Here is a 22,477-nt window from a genome sequence, read left to right as displayed (position 1 = left end):
ACCCAGGTGCTGGTGGTGGTCGCCCCCCGGCCGCCCTTTAACGAAGGGCTACTCAACCGCTGCCTGGTGGCCGCGGAGGCCGCGGCCATCCCATCGGTGATCGCACTCAACAAGATCGACCTGGGAGAGGATGCGGCGCGCCTGCGCTCCCGGCTTGCCCTGTATGAGACGCTGGGCTATCCCGTGGTCCCCCTCTCGGCCCAGCAGGACGCCTCTCCCTTAAGTCCTTATCTGGAGGGCCGGGTGACGGTTCTGGTGGGTCCCTCGGGAACGGGAAAGTCGACCCTCGTGAACGCCCTGGTTCCTGGCGCCCGGGCCGTCACGAGAGAGATCTCCCAGGCCCTGGACGCCGGCCGCCACACCACCACCCACGCCCGGCTCTATCACCTGGGGCCGGGCAGCGACCTCATCGACGCTCCAGGCATGCAGGCATTCGGGCTCTCCCACCTGGAGCCACCGACCCTGGCCGCCGCCTTTCCCGAATTTCGCCCCTATCTGGGCAGCTGCCGGTTCAACGACTGCCGCCACCTGGAAGAGCCCAACTGCGCGGTGCGCGCCGCAGCAGCGCGGGGTGACATCAACCCGCGGCGGCTGGCGATCTATGAGAGCCTGGTACGCGAGCGGCTGGACAGAAGACTCTACGCCTAAACGCGGGGAGCGTCCCTTTCGCCTTCAACCGAACCAGCGAGCGAGCGCGATCAGCGCCAGGACACAGCCCCACAGGATGACCACCCGCCAGACCATCAGCCGGGCACTGGCCACCATGTCGGGATCGGCCTCGTCCCCGACTCCCAGCTCGGGGCGATAGAGGAGTTCGCCGTAACGGCGATAGGGCTCCCCCAGCCGCACTCCCAATGCTCCCGCGCCGCTCGCCAGCACGATACCCTCGTTGCGGTTGAGCCATGTGGACGCTTGGCGCTGCCAGCAATAGACGGCGTCTTCGAAATCGCCGACGATGGCGAAGCTGCCCGCGGTGAGGCGCGCCGGGAGCCAGTCCAGAAGGTGAAACGCTTGCGCAGCGAACCCGGCGAAGGCGGCCCGTTCTTCGGGCCCATGGACGCGGCTCCAGCGCTGTTCAATCAGGGCGGCGAGTCGGTAGAGCACTGCGCCCATGGGTCCGGGCAGCACCACGAACCAGAAGATCGCCCCCAGGGCGCCGCGATGAGCGTCCAGCAACCCTTGCTCGATGGCAAGACGCGCCACCTCCCCGGGGCTGAGATCGGAGGTCGTCTCCCCCCGCCAGCGCTCCAGCCGCTCCCGCGCTTCAGCCTCGTCAGAGTGCCTCAGCGCCTGCTCGACCTCGGTCAGGGCGCGGCTTGCCTGCTGCAGGCTCACCGTGAGGTAGAGCACCAGCACGTTCCACGCCCAGGCGAGCAGCCCGCTCAATTGGGCGAGCAGGGCGTAAACGATACCAACCACGAGGAGCACCGGCAGAACCGCGAGGACCCACGCCACCACGGCCTGATGGCGCTCGCCGCCGTTGAATTGCTGCTCGAGGAAACCCACATAGCGGGTAAAGAGGGAGCCAAGGGGATGATCCCGATGGAGGGGGCGCCAGTAATCGAGCAGCAGGGCTGCCAACAATGAGGCCAGGGTCACGGGAAGGCGGAAGGAACGGTCCGCCGATATGTTAGAACGTCTCGAGGGGGCAGTCACGGGGGCACGGCGCGGTGGCCCCACACCATCCGGTGCTCTCCAGACTGACCCCGGCCGGGCCCCGTGGTATCATTGGACCATCATTTTCCTTGACTCCCAAGGAGTTCGGGCATGCGTACCGAGGTTCACGTCCACGGCAGCCTCTATCTCTGCGAGGGCGTCACTCGCCGTCAGGTGGAGGCGGCCCTGCGCCCGTGGCTTGAGTATCTCGACGTGGAGCGCATGGAGGAAGCGAAGAGCTTGGAGCCGGACCAGCCGGGCATCGTCTACCACGCCCGGGACGGGGTTCTGGAAATCTGCTGGACCGGCGCCGTGGGGCGCACCTTCGAACAGAAACTGGAGGAGACGGTTGAGCTGCTGGGGCCCCTCACCGAGCAGGCCGGCGAGCTGGAGCTCACCTACTACCACGAGAACGGCAACGACGAGACCCGGCTCATCTTCGTTGGTCCTACCCCCGAAGCGGTCCACGAGGCCCAGCGCCGGCGCATGGTGGAAGACGTGGCGGGGCTGCTCGCGCGCCATTTCGACGAGGCGGCGGTGAACGAAGTGGTGGCCTTGGTGAACGAGCTTTTTCGTCGCCAGTGGCGACAGGGTAAGGAGGCTGCGCCCACCCTGGAGTCACCTCTGCCCTCGGTGCCGCCAGGACGTAAGCATCTGCACTGAAGCCTCCGCGGATACTGCCGCGGCGTCACGGAAGCTCCCCTCCCGTCCCGCCTTCTCCCAATTCGAAGCGAATCCCCTGGGCGAGGGGCAGGGCCGATCCCCAGTTGATGGTGTTGGTTTGGCGCCGCATGTAGGCCTTCCAGGCGTCGGAGCCCGCTTCGCGCCCGCCACCGGTCTCCTTCTCGCCCCCGAATGCCCCACCGATTTCGGCCCCTGAGGTGCCCAGGTTGACGTTGGCGATGCCGCAGTCACTACCTTCGGCCGAGAGGAACTGTTCCGCCCGTCGCAAGTCGGCGGTGAAAAGCGCCGAGGAAAGCCCCTGGGGAACGCCGTTGTTGAGCTGGATCGCCTCCTCCAAGCTGCGAAAGATAATCACATAGAGAATGGGGGCAAAGGTCTCCCGCTGGACCACGGGCCAGTGATTTTCCGCCCGAACGAGAGTGGGCTGGACATAAAAGCCAGGGCCTGGCAATACCTCGCCGCCGTAGAGCACCTCTCCCCCCACGGCCCGGATTTCGGCCAGGGTGGCGCGGAACCGCTCCACGGCCGCCCCGTCGATCAGGGGCCCCATGAGGGTGGTGGGATCCAGGGGATCGCCGATCCGCACCTGCCGATAGGCGTCGATCAGGCGGGCTATTACCTCCTCGAGCCGGGAGGCATGGACGATTAGCCGGCGGGTGGTGGTGCAGCGCTGTCCCGCGGTGCCCACCGCGCCGAAGACGATGGCCGGAATGGCCAGCTTGAGGTCAGCGGTCTCATCCACGATCACGGCGTTGTTGCCGGAGCACTCGAGCAGGCACTTGCCCATCCGCGCCGCCACTGCCTGGGCCACGCGCCGGCCCACGGCGCTCGAACCGGTGAAAGAGAGCAAGTTGATCCGCGGGTCGGCCGCCAGCCGTTCGGCTACCGCGGTGCCCGAATCGATCAGAAGGGTAAAGACGCCGTCATAGCCGAAACGCGCAAGCACTTGGTTGACCAGGCGCTGCACGGCCAGAGCGCTCAAGGGTGCCTTGGGTGAAGGCTTCCACACGGTCACGTTGCCGCACACGGCGCTTAGGAAGGCGTTCCACGCCCACACGGCCACAGGAAAGTTGAAGGCGGTGATCACTCCCACCAGGCCCAGGGGGTGCCACTGCTCGAACATGCGGTGCTGGGCGCGCTCCGAAGGCATGGTGCGGCCGTAGAGCATGCGGGACTGGCCCACGGCGAAGTCGGCGATGTCAATCATCTCCTGCACCTCGCCGTCCCCCTCCTGCTTGATCTTGCCCGTCTCCAGAGACACCAGGGTGCCGAGGGCATCCTTTTCGGCCCGCAGTACGTCGCCGATGGCCCGGATCACTTCCCCGCGCTTGGGCGCTGGCACCCGGCACCACTCCCGTTGGACCCTACAGCTTCCGGCGATCACCGTCTCGTAGTCTGCGGGCGTGCAGGCGCCCACAGTCGCGATGGGCTCCCCGGTGGCGGGATTATGGGATGGGAACGGCTCTGCCCCCGCAAGCCAAGTAGCTGGGGCGCAATAGCCCGCCGGATTGGCGGGCTCGATACCAAGACGACGCAGCACCGTTTCCATGACCGATACCTCCCGGCGTGTTTGACCCCCTTCCAGCCGGTCGTGCGGCTAGGCCACCCGGCGCGCGCTCTGCCGACTCTCGAATGCTTCCCGCACCTGGGCCACTGCCCAGTCGATTTTCTCCGCGTCGATCACCAGGGGCGGGGCGAAGCGCAGTACGGTCTTGTGGGTATCCAGCGTCAGAATGCCCCGCGCCAAGAGATCCAAGCACAGGGTGCGGGCGTCCACCCGCGCGGGATCGACCTCGATGCCCACCAGCAGCCCTCGCCCCCGCACTTCCCGGATGAGGGGGCTGTCGATCGCCTGCAGCCCTGCCAGGAGCCGCTCGCCCAGCACTTGCGCCCGCTCGGCAAAGCGTTCCTCGAGCACCACGTCCAGTGCCTCTAGCGCCACCGCTGCCGCCAGGGGATTGCCGCCGAAGGTGCTGCCGTGGCTGCCCGGGGTAAAGACCCCCATGACCTCCTCCCGGGCAAGGAAGGCGGATACCGGCACGAGCCCGCCGCCCAGGGCCTTGCCCAGCACGATCCCGTCAGGCTGTACCGCTTCGTGCTGGCAAGCGAGCAGCCGCCCCGTGCGCCCGAGCCCCGTTTGCACCTCGTCACAGATCAGCAGTACCCGGTGACGGCGGCAGATTTCCGCGCATCGGGCAAGATAGCCTGCGGGCGGCATCACGATCCCCCCCTCCCCTTGCACCGGCTCCACCAGGAAGGCCGCGGTGCGAGGCGTGATCGCCTCTTCCAGGGCATCCGCGTCTCCGTAGGGCACCAGCACGGCTCCGGGTGGGAAGGGGCCGAAGCCGTCCCGGTACTCCGGTTCCGAGGACAGGGCAACGATGGCGATGGAGCGGCCGTGGAAATTGCCGCGGGCCGCGATGATCTCCGCCTCCTCGGGCGGCACCCCCTTCACCCGGTAAGCCCAGCGCCGCGCCGCCTTGAGGGCAGTCTCCACCGCCTCCAGGCCGGTGTTCACCGGCAGCGCCCGGTCGAACCCGAATACCTGGCACAAGCGCTCCAGCAGCCTCGGTAGCTGGTCGTTGTGGACCGCCCGGGAGGTGACTGCGAGCCGCCGCGCCTGACGCTCCAGGGCCCTCACAAGCCGGGGATGGGCGTGGCCATGGCTCACTGCCGAGTAGGCGCCCAGCATGTCCAAGTAGCGGCGGCCCTGATCGTCCCACACATAGACGCCCTCGCCTCGCGTGATCACCACAGGCAGCGGATCGTAGTTGCGCGCGCCCCAGCGCTTTTCCACCTCGATCCACGGACGCGACGCCCGCTGCCGTCCCTCCACGACAGCGGCGATGAGCCGTTGCGCCAGTCGCACCGTGCGGCCATCAAGATCCAGAGTCGGATTGAGCTCGGCTACCTCCAAGGCGATCAGGCGGGGGTCCTCCGCGATCCGGGAAAGCGCCTCCACCGCCTCTTTCGCCTTCAGGCCCCCCGGCGCAGGCGTGCCCACGCCGGGGGCTTCCTCGGGTTCGAAGGCATCCAAGTCCACCGACAGGCCAAATCCCGCACTACCGCGACCGCAGATGGACAGCGCTTCCTCCAGCACCTCCTCCAGACCCCGGCGCCTGACTTCTGCCATGCTGAAGACGCGCACGCCCAAGTGCAGGAGAAGCGCCGCCTCTTCGGGCTCGAAGCTGCGCGCGCCCACCAGGCACACGTGGGCGGGGTCCAGCTTGGGACCGGGGCCGCCGCAGCCGGTGAGAGCAGGGTCGCCGTAACCCAACAGGCAGGCGAGGGGCATGCCGTGGAGAGCCCCGCTCGGCGAGGTCTCGGGCGTGTGGGCATCCAAATGAGCATCGATCCAGACAAGGCCCAGAGGTCCCCGGCCGGCGAGCGCCCGCCATGCGCCGCTCCAAGTCCCCACGGCGCAGCTGTGGTCTCCCCCCACCACGACGGGAAAGACGCCCTCCGCCAGGCAGGCGCTCACTTCCTCCGCAAGGCGCGCCCCCAGACGGGCAACTTCCCGCGCCGTGTCCTGGGATCCGAGCCCGGCAGACAAGAGGGTCCGCCAGCGGGCTTGGGCATGGCATTCGCCCATCAACGCCCGCAGCGCTGCCGGGCCTTCGGCGCAGCCTGCGTCCCGCGCGCCGAGCCCCGAGGCATAGCCGATCAGATCGATCAGAGGCCACTTCTCGGAATCGGAGCGTTTCATCGCTTGCCTTCTTTGCTTTATCCTTAAGCTTAGAACTTCGACCGCGGCGAGCGTTCGTTTCCCCTGCCGAGCCTTAACAAAGCGCCATCCGTGGGCTAAATAGAGAAGTGGGCGCTCGCCGGGGGGCTCATAAACGGCCGTGAAGGGCTGGCAGGGTGGTTGGCGAGCAAAGAAATGGATTGCACCGAGAGCCCGTACGCGTCGATACAAAAAGGAGAAGGAGATGGAGCACATCAGTGGTCACACCTGTGGCTTTGAGGCCGTCCGCGTCCGCAGTGTCGAGCGAGGGCGCCCGTTGCGCTGGCTCGCCGCCGGGTGGCAGGACTTGCAAGCCGCCTCTCTCTCGAGCCTGGCCTATGGGATCCTCTTCGCCCTGGGCGGCTATGCCATTTTCATGTTCGCCTGGTACCGGCCCTATCTTTTCACTGCCATGGTCTCGGGCTTCTTCCTGGTGGGCCCGTTCCTGGCCATCGGGCTCTACCAGATCAGCCGGCGCCTGGAGCGGGGAGAAGGAGCAAGCCTCGCCGACTCGATTCTCGCCTGGCGGGAAAACCCCCAGTCGATCGGCCTGTTCGGGTTTCTGCTCGCCTTCATCCTCATCTCCTGGGAGCGTCTGTCGGCCATCCTGTTTGCGCTCTTCTTCCACGGCGGTGACCTGCCTTCGCTTGAAATCTTGGCGAGCCGCCTGTTCTCGCCAGAGTACCTGGGGTTCGTGGCAGCTTATCTGCTGTTCGGCGCTGTGCTCGCCGTGGCGGTATTCGCCATCAGCGCAGTGTCGATCCCTCTCATGCTGGACCGGAAGGTGGACACCGCCACCGCCGTGGTGACCAGCGTGCGCGTGTGCGCGCGCAACGTCCCGGCGATGGCCCTGTGGGCCGCCCTCATCGTCGCGCTGGTGGGCATCGGACTCCTCACCCTGTTCATCGGGCTCATCGTCACCATGCCCTTGGTGGGTCACGCCACCTGGCACGCCTACAAAGACCTGGTGGACACTGACTGAACCACCGTCCCTACCCATCCAGGCACAGGCCAAGATAGGGCGATGCCGGCCGACGGCCGGTCATCGGCTCCGGCCACGGGGGCGGCGTTTACGTGTACTATGAGCGGCCGCCATGGATCGCAGAGTCTTCTTCGCCCTCTTGGCCTACACAGCCCTGCTCGGCTTTCTGTATGCCCTTTACCTGGTCCTGCGTCCGTTCCTGCCGGCTCTCGGCTGGGCGGCGGTGATCGCCATCGCCACCTATCCCGTATACGACCGGTTGAGGAAGCGCCTGCCCCTGGGCGAGACCTGGGTCTCCGCCCTCACAACCCTTATGGTGTTCCTGATCTTGGTGGTACCTGGGGTCTTTATCGGCCTTACCCTGGTCCAGGAGATCGGACACGCCCAGGAATCCATCGGCCGCTGGAGCGCAGAAGAGCGCAAACTCGCCATCGACGAAGTGCTCCATCATCCCTGGGTGGCCCCCGTGGTGGCCAGGGCAAACGAGTTGGTAGCGCTGTACGACATCAACCTCAAGGAGGCGGCAATACAGAGCGGCCAGCACCTGCTGCGGTTGCTGTTCGACTCCCTGACCGGCGCCGCCAAGCAGGTGGCGCTCTTCGTGCTCCAGTTGCTTCTGGTGTTGATCGCCCTCTTCTTCCTCTATCGGGACGGAGCCAAGCTCACCCAGGGCTTCTGGTCTGCGCTGCCGATCGGCGAGGAACGCAAGCGGGTGATCCACGACACTGTAGAAAACGTGGTCTCGGCCGTAGTGATCGGCATCCTAGTGACCGCCTCCATCCAGGGGTTACTGGCGGGCCTTGCCTACTGGCTGGTGGGGCTCGGATCGCCGGTGCTGCTGGGCACCTTGACCGCCATCGCCGCCCTGGTTCCCGTGGTGGGCACCATGCTGGTGTGGGTGCCGGCGGTCATCTATCTGCTCGCCACCGGGCAGGTCGTGGATAGCCTGATCCTGGCTGGCTGGTGCGCCTTGGTGGTGGGCTCGGCGGATAACTTCCTGCGCCCGCTCTTGATCAGCGGCCGCACCGGATTGCCCTTCTCCCTCATGACCTTGGGCGCGCTGGGCGGGCTCGCCGCCTTCGGCTTTTTCGGCCTGGTGGTGGGCCCCCTGGTGCTGGCGGTGTTCGTGATTGTCTTCGAGATGTATCGCAAGGACGTGCTCGCCTTCGATGCCGGCCCCCGCTCCGCCGAAGCTGGGCCGCTGGAGCCCCCTGCTTCCGCGGCGGCGTCAAGTTCCACTGACGGCAATAAAGGGCCCTGAACGGGCGGTGGTTACTCCCCGTTCAGTTCGTCTTCCAGTCGGCGGATCTGATCCAGGATGCCAGCAAAGCGCTCGCCGAAGGGGGTCAGCGAATACTCCACCCGCGGCGGGATTTCTGGGTAGCTGATTCTCTGCAGCACCCCGTAGCGGGTCAGTTTCTTCAGCCGCTCGTTGAGCACCTTGGCCGACAGGCCCGGCACGGCGTGCTCCAGGGCCCCGGGACGGCGCACTCCCTGGCGCACGAGGGAGAGGACCGTGAGGGACCATTTGCAGCCGATCACCTCTTCCACCATCGCGGCCACGCGCGGCCGGGAAGTCACGGTGTTCTTTTTCCCCTTCATTGTCAGAAAAATACACCGAAAAGTGAGGAGCTTACCGTTTTGTGCCCGCTTTTTCTGGCGGCCGTTCGACTGCTACATTGGGAGCCCTCACGATTTCATCACGGGAGTCCAAACGGAGGCAATCATGCGTGCTGTGGTATTCCTTACGCTGTGTCTTCTCGCCCCAAGCGCCCTTGCCCAAAGCGAGGCCCAAGTGCCCTACCCCGAGGGCTACCGGGACTGGCATCATGTCAAAAGCATGGTGATTAACCCCGGTCATCCGCTCTACGAGGCCTTCGGCGGAATCCATCATCTCTACGCCAACAAAAAAGCGCTGGAAGGTTACCGGAAGGGACGATTCCCCGATGGCGCGGTGATCGTCTTCGATCTTCTGGAAGCCAAGAACGCCGACAACGCGATCACCGAGGGGCCGCGCAAAGTCGTGGGCGTAATGCATAAGGATTCGAAAAAGTTCGCCAAGACGGGCGGGTGGGGCTTTGAAGGCTTCAAGGGGGATTCCAAAACGGAGCGCGCGGTGGGAAATAAGGCGGAAGCGGCGTGCTACGCCTGCCACACGGCGCAAAAGGACAAGGACTACGTCTTCAGCCAGTTGCGGCCCTGAAAGGGGCGGGCGCCGGAACCCTCATTCGAGATGGCGTCGGACTTGGTTTACGTAATCCTCGGCTTTACCTTTGCCCGCCACGTTTCGCACCACCTCGGCGACCCGCTGCACGTCGGCCAGCAACCCGGTCGCGGAAGCCGCCGCCTCCAGGCTTGGAGCGAACAGATCGGCATCGGGTCCCAGGAGTTCATGGAGCCGACGCAAAGCCTCCCGGCGCGCCACCTCCAGAGGCGCTTCCGGTGCCGCCTCCCCCCGCCCCTGGACTCCAGTCGGCTTCGCCGCCGGCTGGCCTGCCCCGTCGACCGGCGCCACAAGCTCCAGGGCGAGGAGCTTTTCCACGTAGGGGCCCAGATCGCCCAGATGGGCGAGCCTCCGTGCCAGTTGTCCAAGGGAAATCTGGCCGTCCAACATGATGAGCAGCATGCGGGTCTTGGCATCGAGACCCGCCTGGCGCGTCGCCACTTCGACGCGGCCCTTTTCGGTCTTGGCAAAAACGGTCTCAGACGTGAAGCTGGCCGCCATGACGCCTCCCCTCGTCGTGGTTGACACCGCTCTCTTCTGCCGACTTGGGCTGAGCCTGCCGGGGCAAGAACCTGCGGCAAACGTTTACCGCGGGTTCGCGCTCGCCAGCGCCGATCCCCGTGGCCGACAGCCGCCGGAAACCCTCGGGGCGAGCGCCCTCACCCCCCTAGGCCGGGGCAGCAAGGGCTCACTCCGGATAACGGATGGTCACGATTTCCAACTCGAGATTGCCCGCAGGCCGTTGCCATGTCACCGTGTCCCCAACCTTGGCGCCCAGCATGGCCCGGGCCAGGGGAGAGACCCAGCTTACCCGGTTCTTGGTGACATCGGCTTCGTCCTCTCCCACGATGGTAAAAGTGTGGCGCTCCCCGTTTTCATCTTCTACTTCGACGATGGCCCCAAAGTGGACCTCGTCTGCTGGCTGCTTGGACAGGTCGACCACCACTGCTTTTTCGATGCGCCCTTGATAGTAGCGCAGGTCCCGTTCGACCTGAGCGAGCTCTTGCTGCCTATGGGGATCGTCCACCTGTCCCTCCAGCGCAGCGCGGCGCTCCTGGAGGTCGCGAACCATGGCGTGCAGCCGCTCGAGCCCCTCCCGGGTCACGTAGTTGGGATGCTCGCTCTGCGGCCGGTCCGGCAACTGGTTGGCCAGAACGCTGTCGTCCTGTTCCTTCAGAAATGCCTGACTCATCGATCCTCCTAAAATCCCCGGGAATCGAGCCCGCCCATTCGCCAAGCCTACCTGTTCAGTATAGCGAAATCTCGCGCCGGATTCCCCGGCCCGCATGTCAGACCCCGGGGCCAGCCACCAGTTTTATCAGATTTGTCTTTCCTGGGGTCCTCCTCAGCCGTCCGCTCCAGTGGAGCTAACGCTGCAGATCCGCCGGCCGGTCAATGTCCCGAAGAACGCCGGGATCGTCCACATCCACCCGTACCAGGGCTTGCCGATGCCGGGTAATCAGGCGACGAGCGCCTTCGTCACCGCTCAACGCTTCCAGCTCGGTGCGTAACCGCATGGAAAAGCCCACCGGATGTCCCCGTTCGCCATGATAAGACGGCGCGGCAACGAGGGCACCGCCGTGCAGCGCGCACGCCACTTGGCGATAGGAATCGGGAAGGACGAAGGGCATGTCCGCCAAGGCCACAAGGATACCCTCGGTGTGCTCTGGGAGCACGCCCACACCCCAGGCGAGACTTGCGCCCATGCCTCGATCCGCCCCGGGGAAAACGGTCAGCAGCGCCCCCTCTTTCATGAGGAGGCCAGCGAGCCGGCCGCAGCCGGGGCGCACCACGGCGAAGACCCGATGCACCACGGGCAGGAGGCCCCTCAGGGTCGCCACTGCCATGGGGACCCCGTCCGCCAGCGGCACGAGGAGCTTGTCGGTACCGTAGCGGGTTGCGCGACCCGCCGCCAGGAGCACGCCGTTAATCACAGACGGCCACGTCCTGGAGGTAAACCGCCTCGGAAGCCTCATAACCCGCGAGCCGGACGCCGTGGCGCAATGCGGTAAGCTCCGCCAAGATGGCCACTGCGATCTCCGGGGGCGTGCGGGCTCCCAGGGGGAGGCCCACCGGTCCCCGGAGTCTGGCCACCTCGTCTCCCGCCAAGCCTAGCATTTTGAGCCGTTTCCGGCGCCGGGCGTTGTTGGCTCGGCTCCCCAGCGCCCCCACGTAGAATGCCTTGGACTTGAGCGCCGCCATGAGGGCCATGTCATCCAGCTTCGGGTCGTGGGTCAGGGCCACGATCACCGTGCGCTCGTCGGGAATAAGCGCCTCCACCACGTCATCAGGCATCCCGGGCAAGAGTTCCGTCCCGGCCACGCGCCATCGTTGCGCGTACTCTTCCCGCGGGTCGCACACCAACACCCGGTAGTCCAACGCCAGAGCAAACTCGGCGAGATAGCGGGAGAGCTGCCCCGCGCCGATCAGCAACATCCGCCAGGAGGGCCCGAAGACGCGAGTGAGCTCCCGCCCATCGAAGGTAAGGGGGCCGTCTTCGGCGGCGGGCATGATCACGGCTTTTCCCGTCGCGAGCTCCAGCCGGCGCGCGATGGAGCAGCGGGCCTCCAGGGCCTCCAGCACCGGGGCGAGGGCCTGCACCGAATGGAGCGGCTCGACCACGAGCTCCAGGGTCCCACCACAGGGAAGCCCGAAACGGGCCGCCTCGCCGTGCGTGAGGCCATAGCGGACGAGTTCCGGACGCACGGGAAAGCCTCCCGTGAACCGGGTAAGCAAATCGTCCTCCACACAGCCTCCGGAGACCGAGCCGACAACGCCTCCCCGCTCGTCGAAAGCCGCGAGGGCCCCCACGGGGCGCGGGCTCGACCCCCAAGTGCGCACCACCGTGACCAGGGCCACACGCCGTCCTTCGGCTAGCCAGTGCACTGCCGTGCGCAGCACTTCTAAATCCACCGAGTCCATCTCAGCGCTCCTTGAGCCGCAGGGGCAGCTTGGTCAGCCACTTGCCGGTGGCGGCAAAAAGGGCGTTTGCCACCGCCGGGGCAATAGGTGGCACACCCGGCTCGCCTACGCCGGTGGGCGGCGCCTCGCTCTTCACGATGTGCACTTCGATCTTCGGTGTCTCATCGAGCCTCAGCACCGGGTAGTCGCTGAAGTTGGACTGGACCACAGTCCCGTCTTTGAGGGTGATGGCGCCGTACAGCGCTGCTGACAGCCCGAACACGATACCCGACTCCATCTGGGCTCGTACCACATCCGGGTTGACGGCCACCCCGCAGTCCACCGCGCATACCACCCGATCCACCGAAAACGTTCCCTCGTCCCTCACCGTGACCTCGGCCACCTGGGCCACGAAGGAATGGAACGACTCGTGCACCGCCACGCCCTGGCCCCGGTTCCTCGGCAGGGCACGACCCCAGCCCGCTTTTTCCGCGGCGAGCTTGAGCACACCGGCATGGCGCGGATGCTTTGCCAGCAGCTCCAGGCGGAAAGCCACCGGATCTTGTCCGGCAGCGTGGGCCAGCATGTCCATCATCACCTCCGTGGAAAAAGCAGTGTGGGTACTGCCCACGCTGCGCCACCACAGCACTGGCACGCCGATGTCCACGGTGTGGAGCTCCACCTGGAGGTGGGGAATGGTATAGGGCAAGTTGGTGGCACCCTCCACCGAGGTGGGATCGATGCCGTCCTTCATCATCCCTTCAAAGGGAGTACCTTTGAGGATAGACTGGCCCACGATGCGCTGCAGCCACGCCACGGGACGTCCGGCGGTATCGAGCCCAGCCGTGATCCGGTGCACGTAGAGAGGCCGGTAGTAGCCGCCTCGAATGTCGTCCTCCCGGGTCCACATGAGCCGGATGGGCGCCCCAAGCGCACGGGTCGCTGCCGCCACCGCCACACCCTCGGCGATGTAGTCTGCGGTCGGATTCGCATGGCGGCCGAAGGAGCCGCCGGCGAGCAGCGTATGGATCCTGACCCGCTCCGGCGGTAGCCCCGCGATGCGCGCAGCCACAGCCTGATCCAGGGTTTGCAACTGGGAACCCGCCCACACTTCGCACACTTCATCGGTCAGCCGCACCACTGAGCTCAATGGCTCCATAGGCGCGTGGGCGAGAAACGGGAACTCGAAAGTGGCCCCAAGCCGCCTGGCCGCGGAATCCAGCGCTGCCTCTGCATTTCCCTCCTTGCGCGCCACCGTACCGGGCTGCTGGGCGAGTTCGGCATAGCGGCGAAAGAGCTCTTCGCTCCCGCCGGTAAAGGCGCGGGTCTCGTCCCATTCGATAACGAGGGCGTTACGTGCCTGGAGCGCCGACCAGAAGTCTGTCGCCACCACGGCCACCCCCTGGGGGATTTCCACCACCGCCTTCACTCCGGGCATGGCCTTCGCTTTCTGCGCGTCGAAGCGCTTTACCCTCCCGCCAAAACGAGGTGGGCGCGCCACGACGGCGGTGAGCATTCCGGGAAGCTTCACGTCCACGGCAAAGACAGCCGCGCCGTTCACCTTCTCGGGGCTGTCCTTGCGGGGCACGGATCGGCCGATCAGTCTCCACTGGGAAGGGGTCTTGAGCTTCACGTCGGTGGGCGGAGGCAGGCTCGCCGCCTTTGCCGTCAGCTCGCCATAGGACAGGCGCCGTCCGCTCTGCGGATCGATCACGAAGCCCTTCTCTGCCTTGAGTCCCCCGGCCCCCACGTTCCAGGTCTGAGCCGCTGCCGTGATCAGCATCTGCCGCGCCATGGCGCCCGCACGGCGTAGCTGCTCCCAGGAATTGGCCAGGCTGGTGCTGCCACCGGTACCCTGGGCCGCGCCGCCCCAGGCCAGATTGGCGTAGCGGGCCACGTCGGCCGGTGCCGCCTCCACTCGCACCTGCTTCCAATCCACTTCCAGCTCCTCGGCGAGCAGGGTCGGAAGCCCCGTGTACACTCCCTGCCCCATCTCTAGGTGTTTAACGATGACGGTGACGGTGTTGTCGGGGGCGATGCGCAGGAACGCGTTGGGCGCGAAAGTCCCGCCAGTGGCTGCATCCGCGCTTTGCGCAGCCCGCGCTCCCCTCGTCGGAAGGTGGAAGCCGATGATTAGGCTGCCAGCGAGGGCCGCGGAGCCTTTGAGGAAAACACGCCGCTCGAGGCTTTGGGGCTCGCTCATGTCAGGTCTCCTGGATGCCGGCGGCGCGTTTGATCGCAGCGCGGATGCGCGGATAGGTGCCGCAGCGGCAGAGATTGCCGCGCATCGCTTCGTCGATCTGGGCGTCGGTGGGCTTCGGGTGTTTCGCAAGCAGCGCCACTGCGCTCATGATTTGCCCGGACTGGCAATAACCGCATTGGGGGACGTCCAGCGCGATCCAGGCCTTCTGCACCGGATGGTCGCCGTTGCGCGACAGCCCTTCGATGGTGGTGATCCTCTTGCCGGCCACCGCAGATACCGGCGTCGAGCACGAGCGGGTGGGTTCCCCCTCCACGTGCACGGTGCAAGCACCGCATAGCGCCACGCCGCAGCCGTACTTGGTACCGGTGAGGCCTAAGTGATCGCGAAGCACCCAGAGCAGGGGGGTAGAGGGATCCACTTGCACGCTGCGCCGCCTACCGTTCACCGTCAGAGCGATCATGGCAAGCTCCTGTCAGAAATAACGTTTTGTCTCTGCGAGTCCACAAGCTCGTGCGAGGCAATTAAACACCCACGCCGGCATCCGGGGGTTCCGCGGCATGACGGGGAGCCGCACGATGCCCTCCACCCTGGGCGTGATGTGCCATCGCGCCCAATCCGCGGCCTGGTCCGGCCAGGGGCAGCTACCATGCCCGCCAGTCAGCCGCTTCACCCACCAAAGAGGCGGGCTTGCCTCGGCCGGGACCCCCCGAGTGCTCCGCCCGGGGATCGGGAAAGAGGGCCGACATCGCCATCGTAGGCTTTCTCCACGGATTCATCCCGGCCGCTTCCCGTGACGGGCCCGGCCGATTAGGCCATGAGGGCTCGGTAGAGATTGACGATCATGCCGGCAGTGGCGCCCCAGATGAAGCGTCCCTCGTAAGGCATGGCGTAATAGCTGCGCTGCCTGCCCCGGTAGGAAGACGTATGGCGCTGATGGTTCTCCGGGTTCATCAAGAACTCGAGGGGGACCTCGAACACCTCCGCCACCTCGAAGGGATCGGGATGAAGGGAAAAAGGCGGCACGACATAGCCTACCACCGGCGTCACGGCGAAACCGGTTACCGTATGGTAATCGGCTAGGCGTCCGAGGATCCGAACCCGCTCCCTCGGCAGGCCCACCTCCTCTTCGGCTTCCCGTAGGGCCGTCATCTCGGGCGTTGCGTCGCCCGGTTCGACCCGCCCACCGGGAAAGCTGATCTGCCCGGCATGGTCGTTCAAATGGGCGGTGCGCTGGGTGAGGAGCACCGTAAGTCCCCTTTCCTGGTGCACGAGAGGGATCAGTACCGCTGCAGGGATCAGGGTGCCATTACCCTGACGCGCCGACTCCGGCGTATCCCCGGGAATCCAATCGGTCCGGGCCCGAGCAGCCGCCAGCCGTTCGGCGATCGCCTGAGGCGTCAAGATCAACGAGGCAATGGGCGTCGTCCCGTCCATGGAAAGAAGCAAGGGAATGGGCAAAGCCAGGGACTAAATCCTCCTTTAGCCCTGTTTACTATAATGCGGAGCAGGAACCCGCGCGAGGGGTCGGCGCTCTCGTTGCGTGCCCTCGTGAACCGGCAGGAGGCGAAGCGCCTGTCGGTTCAACTTGACAAAAGCGGGCGCCCTCCCCCGTCCTCGTTCGTTTTTTAAACAAGAAGGAGACTTCCATGAAATTCAAGCCCTTGATCGTTGCTCTGGGCCTTGCCCTCGCCAGCGCCAACGCCTTTGCCTTCCATTGTCCTGCGGACATGAAAGCCATCGACGAAGCCTTGGCTAAAAATCCCAAGCTTTCGGCGGCGCAGATGGCCGAGGTCAAGAAATACCGGGAGGAAGGGGAAAAGCTGCACAAGGCGGGCAAACATCAGGAATCCGTGGATACCCTGGCCAAAGCCAAAAAGCTCCTGGGCATCTGATTGCCCTGTCTTCTGCTTTTTCCCCCGAGACCGCCGGGATCCGCCGGCGGTTTTCTTATCCTGGCTGGCGATAAAAAACCCATCCTTGGAGGCCTCCCTGTGGACAGCGTGAATGCCGAGCGACTGCGCACCGAGCTCTACCCCGACCTCGCCCCCTACGCTTCCGGCATGTTGCCTCTGGACGAGGTGCACACCATGTACTGGGAGCAGTCGGGCAGACCCGACGGAGTCCCGGTGGTGTTCCTGCACGGCGGCCCTGGAGCCGGCTCGGTCCCTAATCACCGCCGCTTTTTCGACCCCGCCCATTACCGGATCATCGTCTACGACCAGCGGGGCGCCGGCCGCTCCACGCCTTTGGGCGAGCTCAAGGACAACACAACGCCCCTTCTGATCCAGGACCTGGAAAAGCTCAGACAGTTCCTGGGTATCGAGCGCTGGTTCGTGTTCGGGGGTTCCTGGGGCTCCACCCTCGCCATCGCCTATGCGGAAGCCCATCCCGAGCGCTGCCTGGGATTGATCCTGCGGGGCATCTTCCTCTGCCGCCCCTCCGAGATCGACTGGTTTCTCCATGGTGTGCGCAATTTCTTTCCTGAAGCCTGGCGCACTTTCGCTGAGTTCATCCCGCCACCCGAACGCAACGACCTGCTCGCTGCCTACTACCGGCGCCTTACCGATCCCGACCCCGCGGTCCACATGCCCGCCGCCCGGACCTGGAGCGTGTATGAGGGTTCCTGCTCCACCCTCCTTCCCAGCCAAGAAACGGTGGACTATTTCGCCGCCGACACGGTAGCCCTAGGCCTCGCTCGGATAGAGGCCCACTACTTCGTCCACCGGATCTTCCTGCCCGAGAATGCCCTGCTGCGCAACGTGGAGCGCATCCGCTCGATCCCAGGAGTAATCGTGCAAGGCCGCTACGATGCGGTCTGCCCCATCGTCACTGCGGATGAGCTCGCCCGCGCCTGGCCCGAGGCCCAGTACGTCGTGGTTCCCGACGCCGGCCATTCCGCCTGGGAGCCGGGAATCCGAGCAGAGCTGGTGAAGGCCATGGAACGCTTCAAGCGATCCGATTCCGCAAGACGATGAGGCTGGACCCGGATATTCCTCGAGAAAGAAGTCGGCACGGTGCGTAGATCCGCGCCAGGCCGGTTAGGCTTCACTCGAACAGACTCAAGCTTTGCCTATGCCGATCAAGGGCAGTTGCCCCTGCGGAACCGTGGAGTCCTAAAGTCACCGGCGCCCTCGAATTCGTTGGCAATGGTCGCTGCTCTATTACGATGAAAAGTCCTACGAAACGGCTTGTGCGACCTGGGGCATCGTCACGCCAGGGCAATCCCAGCGGGTTTCGGATGAGGGCTTTGTCCGGCGCCTCGAATCCTCCCAGGAAAAACGTGGTGCTTCTGTAGAAAGTGCGGATCCCCCTGGGCGAGCGCCCCTTGGGGGAGCGTCGCTGAAGTGGTCTTGGGAGCAATCGACGATGGTCCAGGCTCGCCCTCGAACGCTCGTCTTTGTCGAATTCCAAGGCGGTGGGGCATGCGATCACCAAGGCCCCACCGCAAACTTGAAGAGAAGCCACAGTGGTTTATGCCCTGTGGCCTGATCAAAGATGGCGCGTTATCGCAACCCCGTACTGCTCAAACGCCTCGATCCCACAAAGGAGCTCTCCCGGTTTCGCCGGACACGGCCGACAAAACGACACCATCGCAACCTGCCGCCATCCCCCATGCAGGACCCATCCGGCCAAGCAGCGGCGAAAGTTCCGAGCGCCTTTACGACATTCTTGTCCGACCTTCCGGTCGTGGACAACAACGGAAGCCGCCTTCGGATCGTGGGAGTTGCCGTCTCCGACAAACAGCATGACAAGACGCCCAGCTTCGGCACTGCTCCACGGTTGCCCGCGATGCGTGCATGCACTGCTTGATGGCAGGACTGACCGATTGCCTCGAACGCCCAATCCCCCCTGCCCGGTCAAGGAAAGGCAGTGGTGGTCTGGCCGAACCGAGTGGGTGCGAGAGCCTCGCTTCGCCGGACCTCCTTTTGCTGCCGAGGGAGTTCTGTCCCCGAGGCCCAGCAGAGCGTTTTGTCTGTGCCGCCCATGCCGCCATGAACAACTCCCCGCAACGGGAACCCCTCGCGCTCTGGAAGAAGAGCGTGCTATCGCTCCCCCTGTGGTCAGCCGGCGTTTGTCCTTTCCGCGCGAACTTTTCGTGGTCTCAGCGATCCCCGAGAGGGGACTTCAGCAGGTCTTCTAGGAGCTGCCAGTAGCATCCGGGATCCGAGGTGGTCCTGAGCGACTCGATGACTTGCCGGGCCAAATCGTCATCGTCCGCGGTTCCTGAGACGGTGATTTGCACGACCGCATTTGGACTCAGATCGACGACGATCTTCGTTGGAAAGATAATCTCCTATTCCCCTTGGACGAGCGGCCCGACCGCCCACTTCCACGTGCCTGGTCTGGCTGATTCAAACGGCATGAGCTCGACACCCGTCATGCGGACGCCCGCCATGCGCTGCTTCAAAGCCTTTCGTGTACCTGAGTAATGAAGTTCTTCGCTCGCTCCACCCGCGTCTCGCCTCCCATGCCCTCAAGATCCCTGGGAGGCCAGAACTGCACGTCCGCTAAGGCCCGGCCATCTCTCGAGCAATAGGCATTGGGTTTCCGCGCCGCAACCCAATCTCCCGGAATCATATACGTGTAGCAGAACGGGTGGGGATTGTTGTAAAAGACCCAGATGCCACCTGTCTTTCTTGCTTCATCTCGTAGAGGTCTGATAGCGAGGACGTAGTTATAGCCGCCAGCCGCGGCGGGATTACCAGGCCCTGGCGCCTGAGCCCCAGGAGCGCCTCGCGCCAGCCCTAGACGGATTCGCGAACGCCATCCTCGATCGCAAGGAACTTCTTCTGCCCGCGCTCGTTTACCCCGATCACCCCCAGGGCGCACAGCCGCTCGGCTTCGGCGCGAAGCCTGATGCTCCGCGCTCCAGCGGCTCTTCAGGCGCGCTACGACCGGTGCCGACAACCCCGCGGCCTGGGCGCCCACGAGCGCCTCGTGCATGTCGCCGGTGGAAATGCCGTGCAGGTACAACCACGGCAGCGCCGCATACAGCGACTTTGCCCGACGCACGTACGGCGGCACGAGCCGCGAGCGAAATGCCGCCCGCGCCTCGGTCCTGGAGCGCGCCTTCGGAATGCGCACCGCAACCGACCCGAGCCCCGTGAGCACCGAGTGCTCGGGCTGAAAGCCGTTGCGCACCACCGCAGCATGCCCGTCTTCGGTGCTGCTTGCCGGCAAAGCGCTCCAGAAACTCCTCGAACTCGGCTTACACGGCCTGCATAACCAGCCGTTGTTCACCCCCCCAAAGCATCGCTGTCAAAAGATCCCGTCCCTACTCTGGTCTGCGCAGCTCGCCTACCGTATCCTTTCCCATGGGGGCGTGACTCTTTGTGGGTTGTTGAAATCGACTTCGACAATCGAATTCCAGCAGGTCACGCCGCCCTCCTCAACTCATCGTCGTACATCAGATTCGGTTATAGCTCGACTCATAAGGGGTGGGAAAGCGATAGAAGAGTGAGAGCGCATGGCACGGCGCATCCCGTCTACTATTCCTCAAATACGGCAAACGCATTCTTATGCGTTCTTCATATTGGCGAAGCGGGCATCACGAGCTCTCCCCCTACCTCTCCATGACCATGCACTCTCAAACAGATCTGTTGCGGCATGCTCCCCTACACGTTTGATACGGAGCGCCCAAGCGCAGCGGCGCAAGCCTGGGCGCGAGCGAGGCGCCTTTCTGGAGCTGGAGCGCGATGTTAGACGATAAGGCCGGCAAGAGTGCTGGTGCCAAAAACCCCCGCCCGGCGTAGGAAGGCAATGCGGCGGACGAGGAACTTGAAAAACTTCGGTCTTACGACAAGGCCAAAGACCAAGCGAAGCGCAGCGGCTGGAGATGGGCGAAGACCGATCCACGGACCACGACACCCACGGCCGAGACAGTGCGCGAAAGTCTGCTCCGGCCAGACGGCGACGGAGGGCAGGAAATGAGGCATGGGGCCCGGCCGTCCAACGGCTGCTCGATAAGCGGCGAGCCCAAGGACGAGCGTCAGCTTGATCAACCAACTTGGCGGCGCAGCAAGACGGTAGGATGGTTGCACACCTGACTCACGGGGTCATCAGGTGGTCCCCTCCGCAGGAAATTACGCTTTTGCCGCCTCCACCACGCCCATGCGCCTCGAAGGCGGATACCACGTGGTGCGGTAGGCCCACCCGGCGCGCGCAAAGAGCGCGGCGTACTCTTGCTCCGTGCGCTCCCGGCCGCCCGTCGTACACATCATATGGATGTCGAAGAGATTCGCGAAATGGGGAGTCTGCGGCCCAGGCACCACGTACTCGGCGACGAAGACGCGCACATTGCGGGTCCCAGCCTCGGAGATGTTCGAGAGGATCCGCACACAGTCTGCGTCGTTCCAGTCATGGAGAATGTGCTTGAGGAGATACGCGTCGGCTGTGGGGACCTCTCCGAACATGTCGCCGGCTACAAATTCACAGCGGTTCTCGACGTTCATCTTCTCCGCCCAAAGCACGTCTCTTTGCTCGATGACGCTCGGCAGTTCGTACACCGTGCCCCGCAAATGAGGCAGCTTGGCCAGTAAGCTACAGAGCAGATGGCCATGTCCGCCCCCGATATCGCACACGTGGGAGAGGCCGGAGAAGTCGTACGCCGCCAGAGCCTCCAGTACCATGGCCGTTTCGCTGCGCGAGAGACTGCTCATCGCCTCGCCGAATACGGCACCGTAGCTGAGATCCTCGACAGCATGGACGAAAATCGGGCGGCCGAACTCCCGTACGAAACCATCCGCTCCGCCCTCACGAACAATCGTACACAGATGCTTCTAAACGGCGTAATGCTCCGGCCCATCCTCCAGGAGCACGATGCCCCGCAGGGTCTGCGGGTGATCGGCCCGCAAGAATTCGCCGGAAGGCGTGAGCGAGAACGAGCAGTCTGCAGCCTCGCTCAGCAGCCCCAGACTGGCGAGGGCACGTAGTAGCGGGTAGGTGAGTGGCCGGTTGAGGTTGAACTCGGAGGCTACATCATCAGCCCTCTTGGGCCCGGCAGATAAAGTGTTGAAGACTCCCAATTTGACGCCGGCGTAGAGAATCTGGCTACGCCATCTCCCAAAGAGAATGTCCATGACCAAGTGGTGTGATTCGTTCACCGCGTTCCTCCTGCGGCTTTTGGATGCCACCCTGCGATAAAGCTCACAAGCAGCAAGGAGCGTAGCGAAATAGCGGTTGGTCACAGCGGCTTGTTAGGCCTCAAACCGGAATCGCACTTCTTTGTAGTTGTCTGCGCAATATTTCATAAGCGCCCAGATGAAAACAATAAGACCCGCCATTTCGAAACTTTCCTCAGCAACCGCAATCATGCTGTACATCCAATTCTGCTGTCCATGTAATTCAGCATAGCGACCCTCGATCAGCTCGACGCCGATGGCTCCACCGATGTAGAGACTCGCAGCCATCAAGAACCTGAGTCTCGTTGTCGTAGAAAGATGCAACAAGAATCTAAGAAAAAACAACCCAAGAATGAGTACAAGTGCGATGCCAGGAATGATCCAGGCGAAATAGAAGATCCCAAGTTTGCCATCGCCCAAAAACTCTCTAACCGGTACAGTCAGCCTCTCGTGAACCTGAAACGCCTCATCGAATGCCATGAATAGGAACCCGAACGAAAGAACCGCCCATTTCGACGCATGAGGAGCCCCTTGTTTCCCATTGAGCACGGCGATGACTGCAAGAAGCAACGCCGCGAAGAGCATTAGCAACACAGAGAAATAGGTCGGGATATTCCGCTCGGCGTCGATGTAGAAGAGGGGAACGAGTCCTTTAAGATGGTCATGCCCAAACGAGAATTTTGAGAACTGTGCTCCGATGCTGGCAAGAACTAAAAAAAGCGCCACTGTTCCTAGTATACGAGCAATGCCAGACGGATTCAGTGATATATGGTTGGTGGTCATCTTTATGGTGTGGTGGCCTAGCGTTGCAGGTGGAAAGCGGTTGCGTGCGGTACGTAGTGCCGCTTGCCGTCGTACTTCCCGGCCGACGGGATAGAGCTGGTCACGTCCGAGCGGAGAGCGCTGTCCGCAGCAACCGATTGCTAGGGAATCTCTGAACAAGCCTCCTGTTTACTTGTCTGAAGGACAGCGTCTTGGCACT

General features: G+C 64.3%; 21 protein-coding genes and 1 pseudogene. 7 read left to right on the top strand and 15 right to left on the bottom strand.

Going from position 1 to position 22,477, the window contains the following annotated elements; all coding sequences use genetic code 11:
• On the top strand, positions 1–648 hold a 648-nt coding region (gene rsgA / locus V7Q81_RS06655; RefSeq protein WP_333841174.1), incomplete at its 5' end, for a ribosome small subunit-dependent GTPase A.
• A 24-nt stretch (positions 649–672) separates the two neighbouring features.
• On the opposite strand, the gene V7Q81_RS06650 is transcribed toward rsgA, so the two are convergent.
• Entirely contained in the window at positions 673–1,599 is a 927-nt protein-coding gene (locus tag V7Q81_RS06650; protein ID WP_333841172.1) for a CobD/CbiB family protein, read from the bottom strand.
• Between the two features lie 168 nt (positions 1,600–1,767).
• On the opposite strand from V7Q81_RS06650, the gene V7Q81_RS06645 reads away from it, so the two are divergent.
• Positions 1,768–2,319, top strand: coding sequence for a DUF6806 family protein (locus tag V7Q81_RS06645; protein WP_333841169.1), 552 nt, complete (start codon positions 1,768–1,770; stop codon positions 2,317–2,319).
• Between the two features lie 25 nt (positions 2,320–2,344).
• Here the strand turns inward: V7Q81_RS06645 and amaB are convergent, their stop codons facing one another.
• A complete protein-coding gene (gene amaB, locus V7Q81_RS06640) occupies positions 2,345–3,889 on the bottom strand; it encodes an L-piperidine-6-carboxylate dehydrogenase (RefSeq protein WP_333841167.1) in 1,545 nt (514 codons plus the stop codon).
• Between the two features lie 48 nt (positions 3,890–3,937).
• Positions 3,938–6,046: an ornithine--oxo-acid transaminase gene (gene rocD, locus V7Q81_RS06635; RefSeq protein ID WP_333841164.1), complete on the bottom strand. Its 2,109-nt coding sequence runs from the start codon at positions 6,044–6,046 to the stop codon at positions 3,938–3,940.
• A 223-nt stretch (positions 6,047–6,269) separates the two neighbouring features.
• Here rocD and V7Q81_RS06630 point away from each other — a divergent pair, with 223 nt between their 5' ends.
• Together V7Q81_RS06630 and V7Q81_RS06625 are read left to right on the top strand one after the other, a co-directional pair.
• Positions 6,270–7,046 (top strand): DUF2189 domain-containing protein, encoded by a 777-nt coding sequence (locus V7Q81_RS06630; protein WP_333841161.1) that lies wholly within the window; start codon positions 6,270–6,272, stop codon positions 7,044–7,046.
• A gap of 112 nt (positions 7,047–7,158) precedes the next feature.
• Positions 7,159–8,307 carry an AI-2E family transporter gene (locus V7Q81_RS06625; RefSeq protein ID WP_333841159.1) on the top strand — a complete coding sequence of 383 codons (1,149 nt, stop codon included), beginning with the start codon at positions 7,159–7,161 and terminating at the stop codon, positions 8,305–8,307.
• Between the two features lie 11 nt (positions 8,308–8,318).
• Here V7Q81_RS06625 and V7Q81_RS06620 read toward each other — a convergent pair whose 3' ends face one another.
• A complete protein-coding gene (locus tag V7Q81_RS06620) occupies positions 8,319–8,627 on the bottom strand; it encodes a winged helix-turn-helix transcriptional regulator (protein ID WP_333841156.1) in 309 nt (102 codons plus the stop codon).
• 214 nt (positions 8,628–8,841) lie between these two features.
• On the opposite strand from V7Q81_RS06620, the gene V7Q81_RS06615 reads away from it, so the two are divergent.
• Positions 8,842–9,249, top strand: a complete 408-nt coding sequence (locus V7Q81_RS06615) for a cytochrome P460 family protein (protein WP_333841153.1) — start codon at positions 8,842–8,844, stop codon at positions 9,247–9,249.
• A 21-nt stretch (positions 9,250–9,270) separates the two neighbouring features.
• Here V7Q81_RS06615 and V7Q81_RS06610 read toward each other — a convergent pair whose 3' ends face one another.
• From V7Q81_RS06610 to V7Q81_RS06580, 7 genes are all read right to left on the bottom strand, one after another.
• Entirely contained in the window at positions 9,271–9,771 is a 501-nt protein-coding gene (locus V7Q81_RS06610) for a hypothetical protein (protein ID WP_333841152.1), read from the bottom strand.
• Between the two features lie 187 nt (positions 9,772–9,958).
• Positions 9,959–10,462 carry a GreA/GreB family elongation factor gene (locus tag V7Q81_RS06605; protein ID WP_333841150.1) on the bottom strand — a complete coding sequence of 168 codons (504 nt, stop codon included), beginning with the start codon at positions 10,460–10,462 and terminating at the stop codon, positions 9,959–9,961.
• 175 nt (positions 10,463–10,637) lie between these two features.
• Complete coding sequence (locus V7Q81_RS06600; protein ID WP_333841149.1) at positions 10,638–11,204, bottom strand: nucleotidyltransferase family protein; 567 nt, start codon at positions 11,202–11,204, stop codon at positions 10,638–10,640.
• Positions 11,197–12,192: an XdhC family protein gene (locus V7Q81_RS06595; RefSeq protein WP_333841147.1), complete on the bottom strand. Its 996-nt coding sequence runs from the start codon at positions 12,190–12,192 to the stop codon at positions 11,197–11,199. Before V7Q81_RS06595 ends, V7Q81_RS06600 begins: the two co-directional genes overlap by 8 nt.
• A gap of 1 nt (position 12,193) precedes the next feature.
• On the bottom strand, positions 12,194–14,374 hold the full coding sequence (locus tag V7Q81_RS06590; RefSeq protein ID WP_333841145.1) for a xanthine dehydrogenase family protein molybdopterin-binding subunit: 2,181 nt from the start codon (positions 14,372–14,374) through the stop codon (positions 12,194–12,196).
• A gap of 1 nt (position 14,375) precedes the next feature.
• Positions 14,376–14,834: a (2Fe-2S)-binding protein gene (locus V7Q81_RS06585; protein ID WP_333841143.1), complete on the bottom strand. Its 459-nt coding sequence runs from the start codon at positions 14,832–14,834 to the stop codon at positions 14,376–14,378.
• Between the two features lie 347 nt (positions 14,835–15,181).
• Positions 15,182–15,808, bottom strand: coding sequence for a CoA pyrophosphatase (locus V7Q81_RS06580; protein ID WP_333841179.1), 627 nt, complete (start codon positions 15,806–15,808; stop codon positions 15,182–15,184).
• 212 nt (positions 15,809–16,020) lie between these two features.
• Here V7Q81_RS06580 and V7Q81_RS06575 point away from each other — a divergent pair, with 212 nt between their 5' ends.
• A complete protein-coding gene (locus tag V7Q81_RS06575) occupies positions 16,021–16,266 on the top strand; it encodes a hypothetical protein (RefSeq protein WP_333841142.1) in 246 nt (81 codons plus the stop codon).
• Positions 16,267–16,434: 168 nt separating this feature from the next.
• Entirely contained in the window at positions 16,435–17,349 is a 915-nt protein-coding gene (pip, locus tag V7Q81_RS06570; RefSeq protein ID WP_442954779.1) for a prolyl aminopeptidase, read from the top strand.
• Between the two features lie 1,773 nt (positions 17,350–19,122).
• On the opposite strand, the pseudogene V7Q81_RS16090 reads toward pip, so the two are convergent.
• The 4 genes and pseudogenes from V7Q81_RS16090 to V7Q81_RS06555 all read right to left on the bottom strand — a co-directional run.
• Positions 19,123–19,637 (bottom strand): annotated as a pseudogene (locus V7Q81_RS16090) (transposase); the annotation flags it as partial.
• Positions 19,638–20,457: 820 nt separating this feature from the next.
• A complete protein-coding gene (locus V7Q81_RS06565) occupies positions 20,458–21,138 on the bottom strand; it encodes a methyltransferase (RefSeq protein ID WP_333841176.1) in 681 nt (226 codons plus the stop codon).
• A gap of 15 nt (positions 21,139–21,153) precedes the next feature.
• The gene (locus V7Q81_RS06560; RefSeq protein WP_333841140.1) at positions 21,154–21,477 is read right to left on the bottom strand and encodes a methyltransferase family protein; all 324 of its coding nucleotides are present in this window, start codon (positions 21,475–21,477) and stop codon (positions 21,154–21,156) included.
• A gap of 93 nt (positions 21,478–21,570) precedes the next feature.
• The gene (locus tag V7Q81_RS06555; protein ID WP_333841139.1) at positions 21,571–22,278 is read right to left on the bottom strand and encodes a multidrug transporter; all 708 of its coding nucleotides are present in this window, start codon (positions 22,276–22,278) and stop codon (positions 21,571–21,573) included.
• Between the last annotated feature and the right edge of the window lie 199 nt (positions 22,279–22,477).

Source organism: Pelomicrobium sp., from assembly GCF_036803785.1.
In the GTDB taxonomy this organism is placed as follows: domain Bacteria; phylum Pseudomonadota; class Gammaproteobacteria; order Burkholderiales; family UBA6910; genus Pelomicrobium.
This window is presented reverse-complemented; position numbering and strand designations above follow the sequence as displayed.

Excerpts from the sequence above, each read along its gene's own strand:
- V7Q81_RS06645 (WP_333841169.1), top strand. The coding sequence starts at position 1,768 with ATGCGTACCGAGGTTCACGTCCACGGCAGCCTCTATCTCTGCGAGGGC.
- amaB (WP_333841167.1), bottom strand. The coding sequence starts at position 3,889 with ATGGAAACGGTGCTGCGTCGTCTTGGTATCGAGCCCGCCAATCCGGCG.
- rocD (WP_333841164.1), bottom strand. The coding sequence starts at position 6,046 with ATGAAACGCTCCGATTCCGAGAAGTGGCCTCTGATCGATCTGATCGGC.
- V7Q81_RS06630 (WP_333841161.1), top strand. The coding sequence starts at position 6,270 with ATGGAGCACATCAGTGGTCACACCTGTGGCTTTGAGGCCGTCCGCGTC.
- V7Q81_RS06625 (WP_333841159.1), top strand. The coding sequence starts at position 7,159 with ATGGATCGCAGAGTCTTCTTCGCCCTCTTGGCCTACACAGCCCTGCTC.
- V7Q81_RS06610 (WP_333841152.1), bottom strand. The coding sequence starts at position 9,771 with ATGGCGGCCAGCTTCACGTCTGAGACCGTTTTTGCCAAGACCGAAAAG.
- V7Q81_RS06605 (WP_333841150.1), bottom strand. The coding sequence starts at position 10,462 with ATGAGTCAGGCATTTCTGAAGGAACAGGACGACAGCGTTCTGGCCAAC.
- V7Q81_RS06595 (WP_333841147.1), bottom strand. The coding sequence starts at position 12,192 with ATGGACTCGGTGGATTTAGAAGTGCTGCGCACGGCAGTGCACTGGCTA.
- V7Q81_RS06590 (WP_333841145.1), bottom strand. The coding sequence starts at position 14,374 with ATGAGCGAGCCCCAAAGCCTCGAGCGGCGTGTTTTCCTCAAAGGCTCC.
- V7Q81_RS06585 (WP_333841143.1), bottom strand. The coding sequence starts at position 14,834 with ATGATCGCTCTGACGGTGAACGGTAGGCGGCGCAGCGTGCAAGTGGAT.
- V7Q81_RS06580 (WP_333841179.1), bottom strand. The coding sequence starts at position 15,808 with ATGGACGGGACGACGCCCATTGCCTCGTTGATCTTGACGCCTCAGGCG.
- V7Q81_RS06575 (WP_333841142.1), top strand. The coding sequence starts at position 16,021 with ATGAAATTCAAGCCCTTGATCGTTGCTCTGGGCCTTGCCCTCGCCAGC.
- pip (WP_442954779.1), top strand. The coding sequence starts at position 16,435 with ATGTTGCCTCTGGACGAGGTGCACACCATGTACTGGGAGCAGTCGGGC.
- V7Q81_RS06555 (WP_333841139.1), bottom strand. The coding sequence starts at position 22,278 with ATGACCACCAACCATATATCACTGAATCCGTCTGGCATTGCTCGTATA.